This window comes from Hominenteromicrobium mulieris (genome assembly GCF_046197855.1).
Lineage (GTDB): Bacteria > Bacillota > Clostridia > Oscillospirales > Acutalibacteraceae > Hominenteromicrobium > Hominenteromicrobium mulieris.
The window spans coordinates 553,350-572,249 of record NZ_CP173188.1 but is presented as its reverse complement, the minus strand read 5'-3'; the positions used below and the strand labels follow the sequence as shown (position 1 = coordinate 572,249).

Here is an 18,900-nt window from a genome sequence, read left to right as displayed (position 1 = left end):
AGCAAGCAAAGACGAGATACGGGCATTCTTTGAAGCTACCGCTGATGAGAACGCCCGTATTTCTTATATCAAGCGCATTTTCAACAACGACTATACCGAGGTCATTCTGAGCGATGGACGGCGTGTGGGCTACAAGACCTATCAGAATGTGTTGCAGCTTTGGGAGGGCAGTTATCTCTCCCGCACGGCACAGAGTTTCTATGATTGGGGCGTGATCGCCCAGCACTTTGAAGCGATGCGGCTGCTTGGGGAGTTGCAGGACACGATGAAGCCGCAGCCGTCCATTGACGGGCAGTTGAGCTTGATGACAGCAGGAGCAGAGGAACGAAAGCCCTCTGCTTTTACTTTCTCTCAGGAGATCATCGATGCTGTCCTCACCCGTGGCAGCGGCATTTCTGAGGGGAAAATGCGAATCTATGAGCAGTTCCAAAAGAGCCTGTCTGCAAAGGAAAACGCAGATTTTCTGAAAAATGAATACGGCTGGGGCGGAGTCTATCCGGCTATTGTCGGAGCCAATATTGATGAGCAGCACGACGGCAAAGGTATCCGTATTTCTAAAGGCATCGGAAGCGATAAACCTCATATCGACCTGAAATGGAGTCAGGTAGAGAAGCGCATTGCCGAGCTGATAAAACTCGACCGTTACCTGAACCCCAAGGAAAAGGCACAGTATCCTGAATGGCTGCAAAAGCAGGAGGAACGCCGAGCAGAGCTTGCCGAGGAACGCAGGAAGAAAGAAATCTTGTCTACCGCACCTTCCGAAAAGGCAGAGCCGAAAAATGAGCGATATGAGTACCACCTCGGCAGCACCGTCTATCTCGGCGCAAACGAGTATGAAATCCTGTCCTTTGATGATGAGCGTGTAATGCTCTATGATACGCAGTTTCCGCTTTTCAACAAGGAAATGACGAGAACTGAGTTCGACAGCAAGGTGCAGGAGAACCCGCTGAATGACCATTTGAAGGTCGCTATTAAACAGCCCGAAGAAAAGGCGGTTGAGTTCGACATCGGGATGGGCTATCTCGGCAACGGTCTGACCGTTTGGAACCGTGCCGTGGAGGTCAATGGGGACTATCAGAACATTGCTCATATCTCCCCCGAAGGTGAGATCACCTTCTATGTGCAGGACTTGCCGCAAAGTGTTGTGGAGCGTATCAGACAGACGGCAGAAAGAGAAAAGTCAAAGGATGCTGCTTTGCCGGAGTTCTATCAGGCGTATCTTAAAACCAAAGCAGACAATCCGAGTAGCCTTTTGCTCTATCAGGTGGGCGACTTCTTTGAAGCCTATGCTGATGACGCAGAGGTCGTCGGGACTGCTCTTGAGCTGACACAGACTACTCGTGCCAATGGTCATAACACCCGTGTCCCTATGGTGGGATTCCCGCAGCACCGCTTGGAAACCTACCTTACAATGCTGACCGACAGAGGGTACGATATAGAGGTCAACGCCTTAGAGGACGGTAAACGCATTACCCGCACCGTGGTTTCCACCACGAAGGAAGCACCCATCGAGTCCAAACCTATCGGCAGAATCGACTATCTCGGCACGGACGGCAAGGTCGGTGAAAGCATCGAGTACACCAGTCCTTATCAGTTTGAGAAGGACATCAAGGAGGAAAACTACTACGGTGTGCCGATGAGTATTGTTCTGTATAAGGACAAGGACGGCAACACCATTCCGTACAGTTTTATCACCCAGCTTGACCCACCGCCCAAGGGCTTTGAGATCATCGACAGCCCGTATTTGCCGGAAAATCCTCTGGACAAGGCGAAGCGTCTCATTGATAATTTTTGCCGTGAGGAGTATCAGCGTGAGGACGGTGCGGACTATACCAACCTTGCTGATGTCGGCGTTGCCTACACCACGACTGAGGACGGCAAGCACGAAATACAGGCAAGGGTCAATCTTGTGGATTTCCGCATCGAAACTCTTGCAGACGGCAAGGTCATCCGCAGTGAGCAGTATGTGTCCCTTGAAGAACTGACCGAAAAAGGACTGCAAGCACTGTCCTTTGACGACCTTGTTTATCTCTCCGAGGAAGAACTTGCACAGGTGGAAGCACCTCTTACCCCTGTTTGGGAGCATCCGAAGAAAAGCCGGGTGCAGACCTTTGATATTCATCCAGAAATCCCAATGGCAGACCGTCATACCTTTGACCTTGCTTCTCACGAGGTCGAGGAGGTCAACAAGAAAGAACGCTTCCACCGCAACTATGCGGCAATCACCGTTCTGAAAAGGTGTCAGGAAGAAAACCGCTTCGCCACACCGGACGAGCAGATCATCCTCTCTAAATATGTGGGCTGGGGCGGTATTCCCGAAGCCTTTGACGAGAGAGCAGGTTCTTGGCAGACAGAGTTCGGGATGCTGAAAAACATCCTGACACCGGAGGAATACGCTTCCGCAAGAGAAAGCACTCTGACCGCTTTCTACACGCCACCAACGGTTATCAATGCCGTGTATAAGGTGATGAAACAGCTTGGATTCCGTGAGGGCAACATCTTGGAGCCGTCTTGCGGCATCGGGCATTTTATCGGTATGCTTCCCGAAGAAATGAAGGAAAGCAAGATCTACGGTGTGGAGCTTGATACGGTTTCTGCCGGTATCGCACAGCAGTTATATCAAAAGTCCTCTATCGCCGCACAGGGCTTTGAGAAAACCAACCTCCCCGACAGCTTCTTTGATGCCGTTGTGGGAAATGTACCCTTCGGGGATTTCAAGGTTCCTGATAAGCGTTACGATAAGCACAAGTTTTTCATTCACGACTACTTTTTTGCCAAGTCCTTGGACAAACTCCGTCCGGGCGGCGTGATGGCTCTCATCACCAGCAAGGGAACGATGGATAAGGAAAACTCCGCTGTCCGAAAGTATATTGCTCAGCGAGCTGACCTGCTTGGTGCTATCCGTTTGCCGAACAACACCTTTAAGGGCAATGCCGGAACGGAGGTCGTTTCGGACATTCTAATTCTGCAAAAGCGTGACCGCATTGTGGATATAGAGCCGGATTGGGTACAGCTCGGCACGGATGAAAACGGTATCCTGATGAACAGCTACTTTGTTGAGCATCCCGAAATGATCCTCGGAGAGATGAAAATGGTGACGGGGCGTTTCGGTCCCGAAGCCACCTGCGTCCCTTATGAGGGGGCAGACCTTGCCGAGCAACTCAGCGAAGCCGTCTCCAATATTCACGGTGAGCTGACTGCATATGAGGTGGAGGATGAGCTTGCAGAGGAGGATAATTCCATTCCTGCAGATCCCACCGTCCGTAACTTCTCCTATACGGTGCTGGACGATAAAATCTACTTCCGTGAAAACAGCCGTATGGCTCCGGTGGAGGTATCCGCTACCGCAGAGAACCGCATAAAGGGTATGATCCGCATCCGTGATTCGGTCAGAAAGCTGATTGAATTGCAGACGGAAGATTACCCCGACTCGGAAATTAAAGCGGAGCAGGAGCGATTAAACGCTCTTTATGATAGCTTTTCGGCGCATTACGGGCTTATCAACAGCCGTGGAAATATCTCCGCTTTTTCGCAGGACAGCTCCTTTTCTCTGATTGCTGCGCTTGAAGTCTTGGACGATGAAGGACAGCTTGAACGCAAGGCGGATATGTTCTATAAGCGCACCATAAAGCCGCATACGCCTGTCACATCGGTGGATACCGCCAGCGAAGTGCTTGCCGTATCTATGGGTGAAAAAGCCCGTGTGGATATGGATTATATGTGCGAGCTGACCGGCAAGACCGAGGAAGAAATCTTTGCGGACTTGAAGGGCGTTATCTTCCTGAATCCGATGCACGGGTACGGCAATTCCACGCAGGCAAAGTACCTGATGGCAGACGAATACCTCTCCGGCAATGTCCGTGAAAAGCTGGCACTCGCCCGAAAGTCAGCGGAGCTTTACCCCGAAGATTACACAGTCAATGTGAAAGCACTGGAACGAGTGCAGCCCAAAGACCTGACCGCCAGCGAGATTGCCGTTCGGCTTGGTGCTACTTGGCTGCCGACCGAAATTGTCGAACAGTTTATGTTTGAGTTCTTGGGTACACCGAGGTACGCACAGTGGAACATCAAGGTGCATTTCTCTGCCTATACCGGTGAGTGGAATATTGAGGGCAAGTCCTATGACCGCAGCAATGTGAAGGCATACAGCACCTACGGTACGGGGCGCATCAACGCCTACAAGATCATCGAGGAAACGCTGAATCTAAAGGATGTCCGCATCTTCGACTATGTAGAGGACGCAGACGGCAAAAAGAAAGCCATTCTGAACAAGAAGGAAACGGCAATCGCACAGGCAAAGCAGGAACTAATCAAGCAGGGTTTTCAGGATTGGGTTTGGTCTGACCCTGAGCGCAGAGAACGGCTCTGCCGCCTTTACAACGATAAATTCAACAGCCTGCGTCCCCGTGAGTACAATGGAAGCCACATCGTTTTCAGTGGTATGAACCCGGAAATCGAGCTTCGGGAACACCAAAGAAATGCGGTGGCACACATCCTATACGGCGGGAATACGCTGCTTGCACACGCCGTGGGCGCAGGGAAAACCTTCGAGATGGTTTCGGCGGCGATGGAGTCCAAACGGCTCGGATTGTGCAGTAAATCCCTGTTTGTCGTACCCAACCACCTCACCGAGCAGTGGGCATCGGAGTTCTTACAGCTCTACCCCTCTGCCAACATTTTGGTGGCAACGAAGAAAGACTTTGAAACCAAGAACCGCAAAAAGTTCTGCGGCAGAATTGCCACCGGCGATTACGATGCCATCATTATCGGGCATTCGCAGTTCGAGAAAATACCGATGTCCATTGAACGGCAGCGGGCGATCCTCGAACAGCAGCTTGATGAAGTTACGGAGGGCATTGCGGAACTGAAAAAGAACCGTGGAGATAACTTCTCCGTAAAACAACTGGAGCGCACAAAGAAATCTGTTAAGCAGAAGCTCGATAAGCTCAACGATCAGTCCAAAAAGGACGATGTTGTGACCTTTGAGGAACTTGGTGTGGACAGGCTTTTCATTGATGAGAGCCACTACTACAAGAACCTTTTCCTCTATACCAAAATGAGGAATGTCGGAGGTATCGCACAGACCGAAGCACAGAAATCCAGCGATCTTTTTATGAAGTGTCGGTATTTGGACGAATTGACCGGAGGGCGTGGGACAGTGTTTGCGACAGGAACGCCGATCTCCAATTCAATGGTCGAGCTTTACACCATTCAGCGGTACTTGCAGTACAACACCCTTGTTCAGAACAACTTGCAGCACTTCGATGCCTGGGCTTCCACTTTCGGAGAAACCATTACGGCAGTAGAACTAACACCCGAAGGAACGGGATACCGAGCCAAAACACGCTTTGCCCGCTTCTACAATTTACCGGAGCTGATGGCGATGTTTAAGGAAATCGCAGACATCAAAACAGCGGATATGCTTGACCTGCCAGTGCCGAAAGCGGTCTTTCACAACATCTCGGTGAAGCCCTCTGAAATCCAAAGGGATATGGTTGCGGGGCTTGCGGAAAGAGCCGAAAGGGTGCGGAACGGTATGGTTGATGCAAGAGTGGATAATATGCTCAAGATCACCAACGACGGCAGAAAGCTGGCTCTTGATCAGCGGCTTATCAATCCGTTGCTCCCTGATTTTGAGGACAGCAAGCTCAACGCCTGCGTGGACGCTATGTTTGAAACTTGGGAGCGTGGCAGTGAGAAGCGGTTGACCCAGCTATTTTTCTGCGACCTGTCTACGCCGAAAAACGACGGCTCCTTCAATGTCTATGACGACATTCGACAGAAGCTGATTGCCCGTGGCGTACCCGCCGATGAGATAAAGTTCATCCACGAAGCGGATACCGAAGCAAAGAAGCTGGAGCTGTTCAAGAAGGTACGCCGAGGGGATGTCCGCATCCTGATGGGCAGTACGCAGAAGATGGGAGCCGGTACGAATGTCCAGAACAAACTTGCCGCATCCTCCGATCTCGACTGCCCGTGGCGACCCTCTGACTTGGAACAGCGGCTCGGCAGAAGTATCCGGCAAGGCAATGAAAATGCAGAGGTTCACATCTACCGTTTCGTGACGGAAGAAACCTTTGATGCCTACTTGTATCAGCTCGTGGAAGGTAAGCAGAAGTTCGCTTCGCAGATAATGACCAGCAAATCGCCGGTGCGATCCTGCGAGGATATTGACGAAACCGCACTGTCTTACGCTGAAATCAAGATGCTGGCGACCGGCAATCCCCACATCAAAGAGAAGATGGACTTGGACATTCAGGTTCAGAAGTTGCGGCTCTTAAAGTCCAGTTTCCTCTCCGAAAAGTATGCTTTGGAGGATAAGATCATCAAGTTCTATCCGCAGGAGATCGCACGGCGGGCGGATGTAATTGCGGGCTTAAAATCCGATATTGAAAGAGTGGCAGAGCACCCGAAGCCGTCTGATGAAACCTTTGTGGGTATGACGGTCAAGGGTGCTTTCTATTCAGAGAAAGCGGATGTCGGCAACGCCATTTTGGAGGAGTGTAAGGCAATGACAAATCCCGACCCCATCCCCCTCGGTGAGTACCGTGGCTTTACGATGGAGTTGTACTTTGAAGCAAGAGAATACAAAGTGCGGCTCAAGGGTGAACTTGGTTATCCCGTAACCCTCGGCACGGACACCTTCGGTAATATCACCCGCTTGGATAATGCGCTGGAGGGGCTTCTAAAGCGTTTGGAGATGAACGAAATGGAGCTGGACAACCTCAAAAAGCAGTTTGAAACGGCGAAGGTCGATGTGGAAAGACCATTCCCGCAGGAGGAAGAATTGAAAGCCAAGACCGCACGATTGAACGAACTCAACGCCCTGCTCAATGTGGATAAGCGTGAGAACGAGATCGTCGGCGGTGAACCCGATGAGGGTGAAGAACCGCCTGAAAAGAAACCGAGGGACTTGGAAAGATAGCCGAACCTCTTGACAATCGTTATCATATATGATAACATTATAATGGACTGAAAGGAGGGGTTTTGTATGACCGAAAAGGAACTACTGGCGGCAAGACAGAGCATCGTGCAGAAGCTGACGCAGGCAAGACTGGAAAAAGGATTGTCGCAGGAGCAGCTTGCAAAGCGCATCGGAACCCAGCGTTCCAACATCTGCCGCATCGAAAAAGGAACGCAAAACCTCTCCCTTGACCTGATGATCAAGATCGCAGAAGCGCTTGATAAGGATGTGTCCGTAATGCTTGAAGAAAGGAGCAGCACAATGGAAAAAGTATATAGCCTGCGCCTTTATGATGAAACACTGCTGACCTTCACGCTGGAGGAAAGAGGCTTGGAGGGCTTGCAGGCGACAATTCTTCACACCGAAACGGCAAAGCAAAAGCTGTTTCCCCTCGACTTGGAGCTGACAAACGAGGGCATTGTGAAGTGGCTGGAACGACGGGTGATTCCGAAGAACCGGCAGTTTGTAGATGAAATCTTAAAGACGCTGGGACTGAGCGTAAACAACACGAAGGGCATCATTGATGTCTGTATGGGGCTGTCCCTCAACGACAGCTATTGGGTCGTCCCCGCCGACTTTGACGGCAAGTATGCCGATTATAACCTCTATGAAAACCGCTTCTCCGAAGCACTGTCACTGGTGGCTTATACCGGCGTGGGCGGCAGTCGGGAGACATTCTCCACATCACCGGAGCTGACTACCAACGGTATGCTGCGGAAGGCTTGGAGGTTCGTGGAGGGTGATGGCATCTATCTGTATAAGGGCGGCACGGAGGGTGCTGCGAACACCGGAAATGAGCCGTACAGCGAGTATTATGCCTGTCAGATCGCAGATGAAATGGGCATCGGCTGCGTACAGTACGACTTGGAAAACTGGAAAGGTATCCTTGCCTCCAAGTGCCGGCTGTTTACGGATATTGATACCTCTTTCGTCCCTATCGGGCGAATTCTGCGCAAGACGACGCTGAAAGCCTGCCTTGATTATTACAAGACCTTGGGCGATGAGTTCTACGAGCAGCTTTGCAGTATGCTGGTTTTCGATGCCCTTATTTACAATGAGGACAGACACTTCGGCAACTTCGGCTTATTGCGGAACAATCACACGGGCGAAATTATAGCCCCGGCGCCCATCTTCGATAACGGCTTGTCGCTGTTCAACTACGCGATGCCGGATGATTTCAAGAACCTGCGTGCGTACGCAAAGACCCGTTCCAATCCTTACCGCATTTCCTATGAGGATGTGTGTAAAGAGGTAATGGGTGCAAAGCAGAAAGCGCAGCTGCGGCGAATGGTGGACTTCAAGTTTACCCGTCATCCGTCCCTCAATTTGCCGGAGCAGCGGCTGACAGCCATTGAAAAACAACTTGGAGAGCGTACAAGAGAGCTACTCTCCATTCCGGTTCAGAGAAGCGCAAAGCGCAAAATCGAGCCGGAAAGATGATCCGTCTGCGGTATGGGAGCAACCCCATACCGCAGATACATATCAGCCGCCCATACAGACCGGTATGAGATTCCCGTAAAAAAATACCACCTATGTTCCTAAAACAACCACCTATCGAGAATCGGTAGAAATCGGTTCTTGATTTTCCTATACTGTAACCGTAGCGAGGAGGTGAACCGATGCAAATTGAAATCAAGATAGACGAAAAATGCAAAGAGCCAAAAATCATCGTGATGACGGACAAAATGACCGATGAAGTCAATGCAATCATAAAAAGATTGTCAGACGAGCAACCGCAGGTCATTGCCGGCTTCAGGGACGATGTGGTCGAGGTTCTGGAACCGTCTGAGATCTACCGTGTTTTTGCCGAATCAGGTAAGGTGTTTGCCGAGACAAATCACGGCGAGTATGCGCTCCGTCTGAGGCTATATGAGGCGGAACAACGGCTTGACAGCAAGACTTTTGTCCGAATATCAAACTCGGATATTATCAATCTGAGAAAGGTCAAGAGCTTTGATTTGAGCTTTGTCGGGACAATTTGCATTACGCTTTCAAACGGTACGGTTACTTATGTTTCACGGCGATCCGTCGCCAAAATCAAACAACTGTTAGGAATGTGAGGTGGCAGAAATGAAGAAAAAACTGATTGGACGAGGTGTAATTGGTTTCCCTGTTGGCATTGCAATCGGATATGTCATTACGGTGATTATCTCAATCTGTATTGGGGATGGCTTCTTCCATCCGGTCAATCCAGAGCTTGTGAATAAAATGGGGAGCGAATTAAATGCGATTCTCATTCAAACCGGTCTGAGCGGAATAATGGGCACAGGCTTTGCAATGGCTTCGGTTATTTGGGAAATTGATTCGTGGAGTCTTGCAAAGCAAAGCGGGTTTTATTTTGCAATTGCTTGCGTGATTATGTTCCCCATCTCTTATTTTGCCAACTGGATGCCCCATTCGACCGCTGGAATTCTGTCTTATGTAGGCATATTCGTAGCGATCTTCCTCGCTGCTTGGGTAACTCAGTATTCTGTGTGGAAAAGGAAGATTAAAAAAATGAACGAAGGCATTAAGGATAATAACGATATGAATTGATCCCGCCGCTCTGCATCCTGCGCCTTGTTTTAACAGCAGAATAAACCACATACATAGCCGCTTGGTTTTCAAAAGGAATCAGGCGGCTATTTCTATTTTGAAGGAGGTGTTCGCTATGAACGAAACAGATTACAACGCTCGCCTTTATGAGAAAATGAAAGCCGAGCAGGACAAATACCGGGACTGGCTACTGCATCAGGAGCCGTCTGAAATCCTCAATCATACCTACGAATACACGATGCGGGAGGACATCGTAATGTGTATGGAGGAGCTGGAGCTTGAGCCTGAAAAGGCAAGGGCTTTGCTTCGTTCCCCTTGTCCCCTGAGTGATGTGTATAAGGAGTTCCGGGACAGAGAAACCGAGCATATGGATACCATCCGGGACTCCATCGAAACGGAAGCGGATAAGAGCCTGCAACGGCAGGAGAAGAAACAGCACCGGGAAAGCAGGTGATTTTATGCCGTATATCCCCCCAGAGGTGGTGGAACAGGCACGGCAAATCGACCTGCTTACCTATCTGCAAAGCTGTGAGCCGCAGGAGCTTGTCCGCATTTCCGGCAACAACTATACCTCCCGCACCCACGACAGCTTGAAGATTTCTAACGGCAAGTGGATGTGGTGGTCACAGCGCATCGGCGGCTACAATGCCCTTGACTATCTTGTGAAAGTCAAGGGCTGTTCTTTTGTAGAGGCGGTCGAAACGCTGATGGGAAAGGCGGCGGTGATGCCGTCAGTGGCAATCAAGTCAAAGCAGAAAGCGGAACCGAAGGTCTTACTTCTGCCGGATAAAAGTGCTACCACAGATAAAATTACAGAGTATCTTTTCGGCAGAGGAATCGACTATACCATCATCCAATACTGCATTGACAAGGGGCTGATTTTCGAGAGCCTGCCGTATCACAACCTTGTGTGCGTGGGCTTTGATGAGAAAAATTCCCCTCGTTATGCGTCCTTCCGAGCGACCAATGACCGCCGAGTTTTGGGTGACTGCTCCGGCAGCGATAAGCACTATTCTTTTCGGGTCGCAGACAGCGACGGCAGCACGGTGCATCTTTTTGAGTGTGCCATTGACCTGCTTTCCTTTGCGACACTTGAAAGGATGGCAGGCAGGGATTGGCGTACAGACAACCTTGTTTCCCTCGCCGGGGTGTATCTGCCCAAGGAGAAAATCGAGGACAGTACAACCCCTGCGGCTCTTGTGAAATTCCTTGATGAGAAGCCGCAGATTCAAAAAATCTTCCTGCACTTCGACAACGACAATGCCGGAAGGAAAGCCAGCCTTGCACTGAAAACCATATTGCCGAGCAAGTATGAAGTCATTGACAGCCCTCCGCCCTGCGGCAAGGACTACAATGACTTTCTTTGTTTCCAGCTCGGTATCCACCACAATAAAACCAAAGAAAGGACGAATGAACGATGACTGAGTTTAGCATTTATCAGATCAATATGGATCGGGATTCCGCCAATGTGTGCTTCATCGGAATGGAATCCCTCGAAAAAATCAAAGGCACTAAGAAAGTCAACGCAGCCGCTTACGATAGAGTTTATGACGGCAAAATGGACTGCATCTCCCTCGAAAACATCTATCAGAAGTTCAATGTTGACCATCCTGCCGACTACACGGGACGCTCTCTTTCCGTATCGGATGTGGTCGAGATCAGGGAGAGCGATACGCTCAAACCCGGCTTTTATTTCGTGGACAGCATCGGCTTTAAGAAGATTTCTTTCGACAAATCGCTCTGCAAGGAGCCGACGCAAGCGCACGAAAACAGGATTTCTGTCCTGCTCGTGGAGCCGGACAGGTATCCGAGAATGATCGAGATCGACGACACGCTGGAGGCGATGCAGGCGGTGGTCGGCGGCAACATCGAGGAATATATGCCCTTTGAGGATGAGGTCGCCATCGTTTGCCACGAGGAGGGCAAGCTAATCGGGCTGCCGCCCAACCGTGCCATTTATGCAGAGCCGGAAACGGTGGAGCTGACCTATTCCGAGCTGGCTGACCGCTTCCGAAACGCAGAGAGCGAGGGTAAAAAGCACCTGACCGGCTATATTATTTTCTCTCAGGAGAGCTTCAACAAGCCCTACGATGAGAAGTCGAGAACCTATGCGGTAAGTTCCGACAACAAGGCATTCAAAGCCGGACTGGGCGGCTATTCCATCTACGGCTCCTGCCTTGACGGGTCAGACCCCTGCGTCCGGCTGGACGGCTATATGCGTGGCGAGAACGCTTGGAAAATTGAAAAGTGCTATCTGAAAGAGGCTTCCCGTGAGATGCTTGACATCATCTGCGGGAAGTTTTTTATCTGCCACGCACCGTATGAAGCGGAGAGATTTCAGAGCCTTCCGCCCGACCTTGCGGAGAAATACCGGGAAAAGTTCCAGTATCCCGAACGCTTTGCAAGGATCAATGATAAGATTGTAGCCGTACCGTTTAAGCCCGCAAAAGCGGACAGAGAACGGTAACTTTGGGGAGAACGGGGTTCCCCCAAGCGACCTGCATTATCTTAACGAGCAGTGCCTTTTTACTCCGTTTTTTCAAAACGCCGCAAAAAGTCCTCGTTAGGGGAACCCCTAATACCCCCTGCAAGAAAGGAAAAACCTATGCACGAATTACTTTTCTTTATAATCGGCTTGCTGCTGGGCGGCATCATCGCACTCCTTGCGATGTGCCTTGTGCAGATGATCCGCAGCAGCGACACACAAATAAGCAGAAGGGACGGTGATGACAAATGAAGCGGACGGTCAAAAAACAGTTTTGGCTCTCCCGTGACGAAGCGCAGGAGTTGCAGAAGAAAGCCAAGCGCACCTGCCTGTCCGAGGCGGCGCTGTTCCGCCTTTTGGTGCGCGGCTTTGAGCCGAAGGAAAAGCCGGACGACCGGTTCTACGATGTGATGCGGCAGCTCTCCGCCATCGGCAACAACCTGCACCAGCTCACGGTCAAGGCGAACGCCCTCGGCTTCCTCGATATGCAGAAGCTGAACGCCGAAGCGGAGCGCTGGCACAGCTTTCAGGCGGATGTGGAGCGGCAGTTCCTCCGTCCCGAAAAGAGCGACCTCAAATGGCAGTAAGCAGGCTCTGGCCGGTCACGGTTCGCCTTGCGGCCGTTCTCGACTACGCCGCTAACCCGGAGAAAACCACCAAAGCAAAATCCAAGTACAGCAACGCCGACTATCAGGCACTGCGGGATGTGGTCAACTATGTGAAGGACGGCAAAAAAACCGAGCAGGAGCTGTTCTGTCAGGGCATCAACTGTAACCCGTCAACCGCCCGTGAGCAGTTCGTCACCGTCAAGGAGCAGTTCGACAAGCCGGATGGCATTCAAGCCTACCACGGCTACCTCAGCTTCAAGGAAACCGACATCACGCCGGAGCTGGCGCAGCATATCGGGATGGAGTTTGCCAATTCCGTTTGGGGCAAACGGCATCAGGTGCTTGTCACGACCCACTTGAACACCGAGCATCTGCACTGCCACTTCGTCATCAACTCCGTGTCCTTTGTGGACGGCAAACGCTGCCGGGAAACCTCGTGGTTCAAGTTCTACAAGGAAGCCGACCGTATCTGCGAGAAGTACGGGATCAGCACCATCAAGGAGCCGGAGCGTTATCACGATGCAAAGCACCTGACGATGAAGGACAAGGCCGGTATGCCTACAAGATATAATCTCGCCCGTTCCGCTCTTGATGAAGCCATAGCGATGAGCCACAACCTCAAGCAGCTTGAATACCGCCTGTCCGAGATGGGCTATGCCTTCGGTTGCAACCCGAAGCGGAAATACTGGACGATCAAGGGCAAGGGCGACGAGCGTCCCATCCGGCTCTACCGCCTCGGCGATGAGTATACCAAGGATCGAATTACCCAGCGGCTCATTGAGAACCGGGACAGCATCGACTTCGTGCCGTTCCAGCCCAAGAGCTGCCGACCGAAGCAATACCGGCTCACAACCCGGAGCGACAGAATTGGAAGGATGGGCGGTCTGTACGGGCTGTACCTCTACTATTGCTACCGGCTCGGCTATCTGCCGAGGTACAGGGCAGGACAACAGAACAACGCAAGAGTTCACTACCTTTTCAAAGAGGATTTAATGAAGATAGACGAACTCACCAAACAGGTCACGCTGCTCGGAAAGCACCACATCGGCACAAGCGAGCAGCTTTTCTCATACAAGCGCTCGGTGGAGGAACAGATCAAGACCCTGACTGCCGACAGAACGCATCTCCGAAATGAAATACGAAAAGTGAACAGAACAGATGCAGAGCTGTCACAGGCAAGGACGAGCATCTCGGCTCTCTCCGAGAAGCTGAAAGAACTCCGCAGGGAGGTCAAACTCTGCGAGGACATTGCCGTCCGCTCCAAGGTCATCGAAGAAAAGGTGGATGCAGTCCGGACAGAGGAAGAAAAATCAAAACGAAAGGAGAACCGCAACTATGAACAACGGCGGTGATGCGGCGGAACAGATCGTCAGGCTTTCGCTTGAAGGCTTTGAGGTCGCCGCAAAACTCACAGGCTCGGCGGCAAAGAATGTCGCCCTGCTGCTGGTGTCCGTGCTGAAGCAGGAACAGCAGACCAAAGGTAAGGCACGGCTCACCAATATGATCCGGTCGGGAAAGGAACTCAAGGTCTTTTCTCTGCCGCAGAAGGACATTCAGAAGTTTACCGAGCAGGCAAAACGCTACGGCGTACTGTATTGCCTGCTGCGGGACAAAAACACAAGGGCGGGCGATGCACCGGTGGATATTATCGCCCGTGCCGAGGACGCTTCCAAAATCCAGCGGATCTGCGACCGCTTTGAACTCGGCAAGATCGACAAGGCGGGGGTCGTTTCCCAAGCGGAAAAGGACAAGGCAGACAGGGACGCCGTGGCGAAGGAAGTCCCTACCAAGACAAGGGGCGAGATCATCGTGGAGCAGGCAATGGGTGATCCCGTGCAGAAAGAAGGGCAGTCCCACCAAAACCCTACGGTCGCAAAGACGGAAAAAAGCCCTCCGTCCGAGCGAAGCTCAACGATTGGAGGTTCAAATGCTGACCGGGGTACAGCAAAGCAGGCAGACAAAAAGCCTTCCGTGCGGGAAAAGCTGGAACGCTACAAGGCTGCTGTAAAGGCTGATAAGGAAGCAGACCGCACCGAGCCTTCGATTGCCAAAGAAAGACCGAAAGCACCCGAACCGTCCCGACAGACGGTTCACCGTCAACCGAAAAGAACCAAAAAACCGAAAGAGAGGTAATCAACTGTGACCAACAATTTCAATCCCAAGAAGTCCGGCGCTGCGGAAAGGCCGCAGCTTTCTCCGGAGGAATACGTCGCCAAGAAAAAGGCGGAGAAGGACGCCGTATATCAGATGATCGACGATGCGGCGACCGAGATCGTCAATGCCCCTGAAAAGTTCCGGGGCTATCTGGACACACAGGCACGAATGGATCGCTACTCTGCCGCCAACGCTCTGCTCATTTATAAGCAGCAGCCGCAGGCGACTCAGCTCAAGGATTTTCGTGACTGGCAGGAGGACGGCGTGAAGGTCAACAAGGGTGCTAAGAGTCTGTCCATCCTCGAACCCGTGGAGTACACCAAGAACGATGGCTCTACCGGTATTGCCTACAATGTTAAGAAGGTGTTCGATGTGGCACAGACCAGCGGCAAGAAGCCTGCTGCACCCACCCTTGACCGTGACCCCCGAAAACTTGTGGCGATTATGCTTGATACGGCTCCCATTGATGTGAGCACCGTGGAGGAGCTGCCTTCTCCCAATATGGGAGCGTTCTATAAGAACGAGGATCAGACCCTTTATATCAAGCGGGACATTGGGGACAGCGTTGCACTCTGCCAGTGCGTGGCACAGGAGCTTGGACACGCTCAGCTTGCAATGAACTGCGAAGCATACAGCCGCAGAGATATGGGCTTCTCTGCCGTTTGCGTCGGTTATATGCTCTGCCGCAAGTTCGGAGTGGATGTGAAGAACTTCGCCATTGACCGCATCCCGGAAGAACTGGCGGGCAAGTCCCCCAAGGAAATTCGTGCGGAGCTTTCCAAGACCCGTTCTGCGATGAGCGAGATCGGCTCCCGTGTGTCGGAGGAAATCTACCGCCGCCGTGCAGAGAGAAGCAAGGAACAGGAAAGATGAGGTGCATCAGATGAAAGAGGAACGCTATCACGTCGCCTTGGACGATTACGAACACGGGATTATCATCCGCTCCCTGAACGACACCAAGACCGAGCTGAAAAACAGAGGCAAGACCACCGACGCAGTGGACGACCTCATCATCAAGTTCGGCTATGCCCCAAAGAAAAAGTTCAAGGTGGTTGAGAGAAAGGACTGCTCCTGCCGTGAATCAAGGTAACGACCGGCGGGCGGCGGTCATCCTCTCCCTTATCGGTATCATTCCCGTGGTATGGCTCGGACTTCTCATCGCTCCGTCCGTCAAGGGCGGGTTGCCGGAGATATTGACGAGCCTGATGAACGCGATGAACGACCCGTTCCATATCGAGCTTTGCGAGGACAGCGTAAAAGCTGTCCTCGTTTTGCTTCTCTGCTACGGAATGGGCGTCGGCATCTACTTCTCCACACGCAGGAACTACCGCAGGCGGGAGGAACACGGCTCGGCAAAATGGGGCAGCGCCAGTGCCGTGAACAAAAAGTACGCACAGCAGCCCAAGAGCGAAAACAAGCTGCTGACGCAGAATGTGGCAATCGGGCTGAACGCCAAGAAACACCGCCGAAACCTCAACACGCTGGTAATCGGCGGTTCAGGTGCCGGCAAGACGAGGTTTTTCTGCAAGCCGAATCTGATGCAGTGCTGTCGCAATTCCTATTTCGTGCTTGACCCCAAAGGGGAGATCGTTCGAGATGTGGGCGAGCTGCTGTCACAGAAAGAGTATGAAGTCCGGGTGCTTGACCTGATCTCTATGGAAAAGAGCCATTGCTACAATCCCTTCGTCTATCTGCAAAGCGACAACGACATCCAACGGCTTGTCACCAATCTGTTCAAGGCGACCACGCCGAAGGGCAGTCAATCCAATGATCCCTTTTGGGACACCTCGGCTTCCATGCTGCTGTCGGCGCTGGTTTACTACCTTCACTATGAAGCGCCGGAGGACGAGCAGAACTTTGCAATGGTCATGGAGATGCTCCGTGCCGGCGCAATCGAAAACGAGGAGGATTCCAGACCAACGCCGCTGGATTACCTGTTTGCCGACTTGGAGATGGACAGGCCCGACCATATTGCCTTGAAGTATTATCGCTCCTATCACGCAGGCTCGGCTAAGACACTCAAGAGTATTCAGATCACCCTTGCCGCAAGGCTTGAAAAGTTCAACTTGGAGAGTTTGGCGGCACTGACCTGTACCGACGAGCTTGACCTTGCTTCTATGGGCGAAAAGAAAGTGGCACTGTTCGCTATTATCCCGGACAACGATTCGAGCTTCAATTTCTTGGTCAGCATCCTTTATACCCAGCTATTTCAGCAGCTTTTCTTTTCCGCTGACCATATTCACGGCGGCGCATTGCCGATTCCCGTTCACTTTCTGATGGATGAGTTTGCCAATGTCAGTCTGCCGGATGACTTTGACAAGATACTGTCCGTTATGCGCTCCCGTGGCGTGTCGGTCAGTATCATCTTGCAGAACTTGGCGCAGTTAAAAGCCCTGTTTGAAAAGCAATGGGAGTCCATCGTCGGCAACTGCGACGAGTTTCTGTATCTCGGCGGCAATGAGCAAAGTACCCACAAGTATGTGTCGGAGCTGCTGGGCAAATCGACCATCGACACCAACACCTACGGCAAAAGCTCAGGACGCAGCGGCAATTACAGCACCAACTACCAAATCAGCGGCAGAGAGCTTCTCACGCCCGACGAGGTGCGTATGCTGGACAACCAATACGCCATCCTTTTTATCCGTGGCGAGCGTCCGGTGCTTGATTTCAAGTACGACATCCTGAAGCATCCGAATGTGGCGTTGACCGCAGACGGGAAAGCCGGCGTTTATCAGCACGGTGCTGTCAGGAGCGACATTGCGACCATCGAGGTCACATACCTCGATCCCAAAACCCTGCCCGACACGGAAGTGCCGGAAACCGATTATGTGTTACTGTCCGATGAGGACTTTGACGAAAACCAATCTTCAAAATAACGGAGGAAACGAATATGAACATCTTTAAGAAAGACACCGAAAAGCATACCAACAAGCTCCCTATGACCGGCAAGGTCAGAAAGGGCTTCCGCATCTACTGCACCGCCATTATGGGCGCTGCGCTCATTCTCGGCACCTCGGTCACGGCATTCGCTGCCGGCGACCCCATCACCGTCGTCAACAACCTGTCCAGCTTCATCTTCGGGCTGATTCGAGCCATCGGTCTTATCCTGCTGGGCTTCGGCGTGGTGCAGGTCGGCTTGTCCCTCAAGTCCCACGACCCGTCCCAGCGAGCCAACGGCTTTCTGACCCTTGCGGGCGGCGTCATCATTACCTTTGCCAAGGAGATCCTCGACCTGATCGTCGGCTGAGCAAACCCTACCGTGGGGCGTTCCCGGACTTTCGGGGACGCCCCGATTCTTTGAAAGGAGGTGCTTTTCGTGAGCGACAACTGGGTCGTACAGAACCTTGAAAACGCATTGGAAACCTGGAATGAAAAATTAGCCGAGATCTGGCAGCTCATCACGACAACGCCGCAGGACTTCAAGGGCGGCGGGATTTGGGGCGTGATCGTCAATATCAATGGTGCGGTGCAGGCAATCGGGCTTGCCCTGCTTGTGCTGTTCTTCGTTGTGGGCGTGGTAAAGACCTGCGGATCGTTTACGGAGGTCAAGAAGCCGGAACACGCCCTGAAGCTCTTTATACGCTTTGCCATTGCCAAAGGAGCCATCACCTACGGTATGGAACTGATGCTCGCCCTGTTCAACATCGTGCAGGGGACGATCTCTACCATTATGAGTTCGGCGGGCTTTTCTTCGCCGCAACAGACAACGCTGCCGGCTGAAATGATCACCACCATCGAGGACTGCGGCTTCTTTGAATCAATCCCACTATGGGCGGTGACGCTCATCGGTGGGCTGTTTATCACCGTGATGTCCTTCATCCTCATTATGACCGTGTACGGGCGCTTCTTTAAGCTGTATATGTATACGGCGCTTGCGCCCATCCCCCTGTCTACCTTTGCCGGTGAGCCTTCGCAGAATGTGGGCAAGTCCTTCATCAAAAGCTACTGTGCTGTTTGCTTGGAGGGCGCAGTCATTGTGTTGTCCTGCATCATCTTCTCCCTGTTTGCATCCTCGCCGCCCGTGGTCAATCCCGATGCAGCGGCGGTCACGCAGGTGTGGAGCTATGTGGGAGAGCTGCTCTTTAATATGCTCGTCCTCGTAGGCGCAGTCAAGATGAGCGACCGCATTATCCGTGAGATGATGGGGCTGTAAG

At 52.0% G+C, this 18,900-nt stretch carries 15 protein-coding genes and 1 pseudogene; all 16 read left to right on the top strand.

Annotation, left to right across the window (positions count from 1 at the left end):
- The first annotated feature begins 235 nt into the window (after positions 1-235).
- The 16 genes and pseudogenes from ACI0CA_RS02730 to ACI0CA_RS02655 all read left to right on the top strand — a co-directional run bounded on the left by ACI0CA_RS02730 (position 236) and on the right by ACI0CA_RS02655 (position 18,899).
- Entirely contained in the window at positions 236-6,925 is a 6,690-nt protein-coding gene (locus tag ACI0CA_RS02730; protein WP_446807074.1) for an N-6 DNA methylase, read from the top strand.
- 66 nt (positions 6,926-6,991) lie between these two features.
- On the top strand, positions 6,992-8,404 hold the full coding sequence (locus ACI0CA_RS02725; RefSeq protein ID WP_446807042.1) for a helix-turn-helix domain-containing protein: 1,413 nt from the start codon (positions 6,992-6,994) through the stop codon (positions 8,402-8,404).
- A 179-nt stretch (positions 8,405-8,583) separates the two neighbouring features.
- The gene (locus tag ACI0CA_RS02720) at positions 8,584-9,024 is read left to right on the top strand and encodes a LytTR family DNA-binding domain-containing protein (RefSeq protein ID WP_446807041.1); all 441 of its coding nucleotides are present in this window, start codon (positions 8,584-8,586) and stop codon (positions 9,022-9,024) included.
- Positions 9,025-9,034: 10 nt separating this feature from the next.
- Positions 9,035-9,499: a DUF3021 domain-containing protein gene (locus ACI0CA_RS02715; protein ID WP_446807040.1), complete on the top strand. Its 465-nt coding sequence runs from the start codon at positions 9,035-9,037 to the stop codon at positions 9,497-9,499.
- 115 nt (positions 9,500-9,614) lie between these two features.
- Positions 9,615-9,929: pseudogene (locus tag ACI0CA_RS02710) on the top strand (DUF3848 domain-containing protein); the annotation flags it as partial.
- Positions 9,930-9,957: 28 nt separating this feature from the next.
- On the top strand, positions 9,958-10,920 hold the full coding sequence (locus ACI0CA_RS02705; protein WP_446807039.1) for a toprim domain-containing protein: 963 nt from the start codon (positions 9,958-9,960) through the stop codon (positions 10,918-10,920).
- The gene (locus ACI0CA_RS02700; protein WP_257275142.1) at positions 10,917-11,966 is read left to right on the top strand and encodes a DUF3846 domain-containing protein; all 1,050 of its coding nucleotides are present in this window, start codon (positions 10,917-10,919) and stop codon (positions 11,964-11,966) included. The genes ACI0CA_RS02705 and ACI0CA_RS02700 overlap by 4 nt, the downstream gene beginning before the upstream one ends.
- 138 nt (positions 11,967-12,104) lie before the next feature.
- A complete protein-coding gene (locus tag ACI0CA_RS02695; protein ID WP_446807038.1) occupies positions 12,105-12,236 on the top strand; it encodes a DUF3789 domain-containing protein in 132 nt (43 codons plus the stop codon).
- A complete protein-coding gene (locus tag ACI0CA_RS02690) occupies positions 12,233-12,571 on the top strand; it encodes a plasmid mobilization protein (RefSeq protein WP_446807037.1) in 339 nt (112 codons plus the stop codon). The genes ACI0CA_RS02695 and ACI0CA_RS02690 overlap by 4 nt, the downstream gene beginning before the upstream one ends.
- The gene (locus ACI0CA_RS02685; protein ID WP_446807036.1) at positions 12,562-13,944 is read left to right on the top strand and encodes a relaxase/mobilization nuclease domain-containing protein; all 1,383 of its coding nucleotides are present in this window, start codon (positions 12,562-12,564) and stop codon (positions 13,942-13,944) included. The genes ACI0CA_RS02690 and ACI0CA_RS02685 overlap by 10 nt, the downstream gene beginning before the upstream one ends.
- Positions 13,928-14,725, top strand: coding sequence for a PcfB family protein (locus ACI0CA_RS02680; RefSeq protein ID WP_298653976.1), 798 nt, complete (start codon positions 13,928-13,930; stop codon positions 14,723-14,725). Before ACI0CA_RS02685 ends, ACI0CA_RS02680 begins: the two co-directional genes overlap by 17 nt.
- 6 nt (positions 14,726-14,731) lie before the next feature.
- Positions 14,732-15,619, top strand: coding sequence for an ArdC-like ssDNA-binding domain-containing protein (locus ACI0CA_RS02675; protein ID WP_298653978.1), 888 nt, complete (start codon positions 14,732-14,734; stop codon positions 15,617-15,619).
- 10 nt (positions 15,620-15,629) lie between these two features.
- A complete protein-coding gene (locus ACI0CA_RS02670) occupies positions 15,630-15,836 on the top strand; it encodes a hypothetical protein (protein ID WP_118556739.1) in 207 nt (68 codons plus the stop codon).
- Positions 15,823-17,622, top strand: a complete 1,800-nt coding sequence (locus tag ACI0CA_RS02665) for a VirD4-like conjugal transfer protein, CD1115 family (protein WP_257275130.1) — start codon at positions 15,823-15,825, stop codon at positions 17,620-17,622. Before ACI0CA_RS02670 ends, ACI0CA_RS02665 begins: the two co-directional genes overlap by 14 nt.
- A gap of 14 nt (positions 17,623-17,636) precedes the next feature.
- Positions 17,637-17,993 carry a glutamyl-tRNA amidotransferase gene (locus ACI0CA_RS02660; protein ID WP_118556737.1) on the top strand — a complete coding sequence of 119 codons (357 nt, stop codon included), beginning with the start codon at positions 17,637-17,639 and terminating at the stop codon, positions 17,991-17,993.
- A gap of 69 nt (positions 17,994-18,062) precedes the next feature.
- Positions 18,063-18,899 (top strand): hypothetical protein, encoded by an 837-nt coding sequence (locus ACI0CA_RS02655; protein ID WP_257380188.1) that lies wholly within the window; start codon positions 18,063-18,065, stop codon positions 18,897-18,899.
- Position 18,900 lies beyond the last annotated feature (1 nt).